Here is a 3,503-nt window from a genome sequence, read left to right as displayed (position 1 = left end):
CTTTTTACTTTTTATTAAAACTTAAAGTAGAACCCATAAAGATCACTTTAGACTCAGGGATTTTTATTAGCCGATAATGCTAATTGGCCGTTAAACAAAACGAATGTACTGCAAAAGCAAATATCAGTCGATTCAACGTTAATTGGTTGCCCTGAGTTAACAATCGTAGGATAGTAAATTACATATAAAACAATAACCTTATATTAGGAATATTATGATCAAAGTATTATTAGCGACTAGCTTAATTGCCTCTTCATTCGCTGCTTTAAGTAATCCTTTAACTGTTGAAGAACAACGTATCAACAAAGCCCAATCAGCAATGCCAAATGTTTTAAATGCATTTACCACACAAGTATCAAACTTTGAGCAACAATTTAAAGAATTAAACGACTTTAAAAGTGCAAAAACATTAGTACAAAGCTTTAGCTTTGAACTGTGGGAAAACGCCAAGCAACGCATAGTAAAAACCAATAACTACGACGACCGTGAGCTCTACTGGGCACGCCTGCTTTCAAGCAAAGTAATACGCACAACATCGCCTAAATTTTCAATTACGCAGGCTCAACTAAATACTTTACTAACCATACTTGAGGAAGGCAGCAGAGGACGTACCGATCTTGCTTTTTCATCAGGCAGCACTAAAAAAATATTACTAACAGGCTTTGACCCATTCTTACTCGATAAAAACATAAACCAAAGTAACCCCTCAGGTGTTGCAGCGTTATTACTCGACGGCCAAGTTATTAATTACAACGGCATCAGCGCAGAAATTAATACCGTTATGGTGCCGGTGCGCTACGAAGACTTTGATCAAGGCATAATAGAATCACTACTTGCCCCCTACTACGCACTTAATAATGTAGACATGGTAGTAACCGTAAGTATGGGCAGAACAGAATTTGATTTAGAGCACTTCCCGGGTAAACGTCGCAGTGTAACTGCCCCCGATAATGCCAATATTGTGTATGGTGGAACGCAAACAAACCCAGTAATACCAAAACTTAATGGCCGACCACTCCCGGGCAACGAGTTTGTAAAATTTAGTTTGCCTGTAACTTACATGCAACAAGCCAAAGGCCCTTATAAAGTTATCGACAATCACGAAGTCACTACGCTTGAAAAAACCTATAAAGCAGGTTCTTACGGCGAGCTTAAAAATAGTATTGCGGTTAATGGCGGCGGCGGTGGTTACCTGTCTAACGAAATATCGTACCGAAGTATTCGCCTGCGCGATGCGCTTAATTCAAGTATACCTACAGGGCATATTCATACCCCACGTATACAACAATTCGAACCTGAAACAGAAGCTAAAATAGTAAAACAAATAAAGGCAATGTTAGAGCAAAGCTTAGTCGCGCTATAGTTATAAAAATAAGTTTAAGAGCGTAAAAAAGGGCAATATTATTGCCCTTTTTAAATGGAGTTACTAGGGGAAGGTTTTGCCTTTTTTCTTAATAACAAAAGGCAAAAAGAAAGAGCTGACCTTACAGGTATTTTGTAGATGGCGTTTATGTTATAAACTTAGACAGCCACTTACTGGTAAAGCGCCTAAAAAAGCAATTTACAGGCGGTATTAAAATACCATCATACAACCCAGTCTGCGAAGCTCAACTCTTACTACAAGAAAGCTTAGATCAACTACACATAGTTGGCCAAGTTGTTTGGGTGGGGAAATATTTGTAATACTGCTTTATAAATAACTATTTAAAAGGATTTTAAGTGAAACGGATTTTATTATTTGCACTACTAATGAGTGTTCAAGTCAACGCAACACAAGTATACAAATATACTGTAAACAGTGTAATCACATTCATTGATCAACCTTGTAGTGCTGATACCCGCATAGTCAAAGTACAATCAGGCAAAAATAATAATACAGCGAACCCAACCAACTAGTTAACCAATACTTAAAGTAAGTAAAGTAAACTAGGTCATGGAAAGATCCTGAGTCCGTTAAAGTTGTTAGCCATTTAAAACGCTGGGAACAGGACGACAGCGGCGCTAGGCAGTTTTTAGTTTTAGAAGTAAAAGCTAAAAATGGCTATGGTGTTTATGATGGCACAACATTCTCTGAATGCTTTTTAGATCATAACGGTACTGGACTCAGTGCGATTCAACATTTCGTAAGAAAATAAATCTAATAAAAATAAATAAGGCTTAACAATGGCAATTAAAAACGTAATTATTCATCAAGTTAGACGTGACAAAACAGGAGAAAAACTAACAGTTCAACTCCGAGATACCGAGAATAACATTGACGGGCTGGCGGCAGTATTAACTGAGGATTTACTAGATCTATTTAGCAATGCAAGCCTCAGTATCGGTGAATTCCAAGTACTTGATGATAAAGAAGCCCAGCCTGTTTTTGAGCAAAAATTAAAAAAATATTATGATGATGATGCCAAATGTGCTGATTTTGCAGGTCTTACTAAAGAACTATCAAAACGCTTTGAAAGCATTCTAGTCAGTAAGCAATTAACTTCAGTCAAAGGCGGATTTTTGGTTTTCTATCAATATGAAACAAGAGGTAACAACTGGCTTGCTGTAGCTATATTAAATAAAACAGACGGAATTGATGTTTCAAAAAAATTAGATGTTATTGCTAGCCAAGTACTAGACTTAAAAAAACTGCACTTAGGGGCAGCGATTAACCTTACTCAATGGCAAACAGAAATGAATTCAAGGTACATTCGATTCAGAACTGGTTTAGCTGTTGAAGTACGAGATTACTTTGAGGAATTTATTGGCTGTCAACGAGACAAAGAGGCTGCTAAGCATGAAACCAAAGAACTAAAAAAAGCTATACGTACTTTTGCAACAAATCATTATGAATTTACTGAAGATCAAATATCTGGAAAAGTTAATACTGCACACGACTTTATTACTGAACAGCAAAAAGAAGGTAATCAGGTATTATTGAGCCAAATTGCGAATAGAGTTTTTCCTGATCAGCCTGAAGAGTTTGTAAAAGAGGCGCGAGAGAACTTCAATTTACCTGAAGATATTGCAATTCATAAAGCTAGTTTAAGAGCATATAAAAAGATATCAGGCCGTGGTAACGGTATCGCTATTAGTTTTGATAGTGATATGCTCGGAAGAGAAGTTGAATACAAAGACGGAGTTCTTTCTATAAAAGAAATTCCAATATCTCTAAAAACAGCTCTTGAAGAAGAGCTTGCTGCCAGAAAGAAAGATCTAGATAAAGAATGAGCTCAAAAATAACAGAAACATACAGTAAGATATTCAATCAGCTAGAAGGTATACAAGTTGATAGTAATTCTATTGAAGGCTTTCTTCATTTAACAGATGAGATCGTTGAAGACTTACGTCGATTAGAAAATGCTGGACTAACTTCTGGAACATATGAGTTTTTAAAAGGCAATAAGCCTATTGGTCCGCAAGATTTAGATTCAATTAATGATAAATTTCTTGCAGATGATGTTTTGTGTAATGTTGATTTAGAACCAAAAAAAATTCATTCTAATTTTGTGGTTTGTCTGAAT

The 3,503-nt window shown here is 36.2% G+C and carries 2 protein-coding genes and 1 pseudogene; all 3 read left to right on the top strand.

Going from position 1 to position 3,503, the window contains the following annotated elements:
• Window positions 1-214 precede the first annotated feature (214 nt).
• Window positions 215-1,363 (top strand): hypothetical protein, encoded by a 1,149-nt coding sequence (locus tag GQR46_RS17735; protein WP_165741789.1) that lies wholly within the window; start codon window positions 215-217, stop codon window positions 1,361-1,363.
• Between the two features lie 800 nt (window positions 1,364-2,163).
• Complete coding sequence (locus tag GQR46_RS17730; RefSeq protein ID WP_165741786.1) at window positions 2,164-3,210, top strand: nucleoid-associated protein; 1,047 nt, start codon at window positions 2,164-2,166, stop codon at window positions 3,208-3,210.
• Window positions 3,207-3,503: pseudogene (locus tag GQR46_RS17725) on the top strand (hypothetical protein); the annotation flags it as partial. The gene GQR46_RS17730 and the pseudogene GQR46_RS17725, both read left to right, overlap by 4 nt.

Source organism: Pseudoalteromonas sp. Z1A6 (genome assembly GCF_011378745.1).
Taxonomy (GTDB): Bacteria; Pseudomonadota; Gammaproteobacteria; order Enterobacterales; family Alteromonadaceae; genus Pseudoalteromonas; species Pseudoalteromonas arctica.
This window is presented reverse-complemented; position numbering and strand designations above follow the sequence as displayed.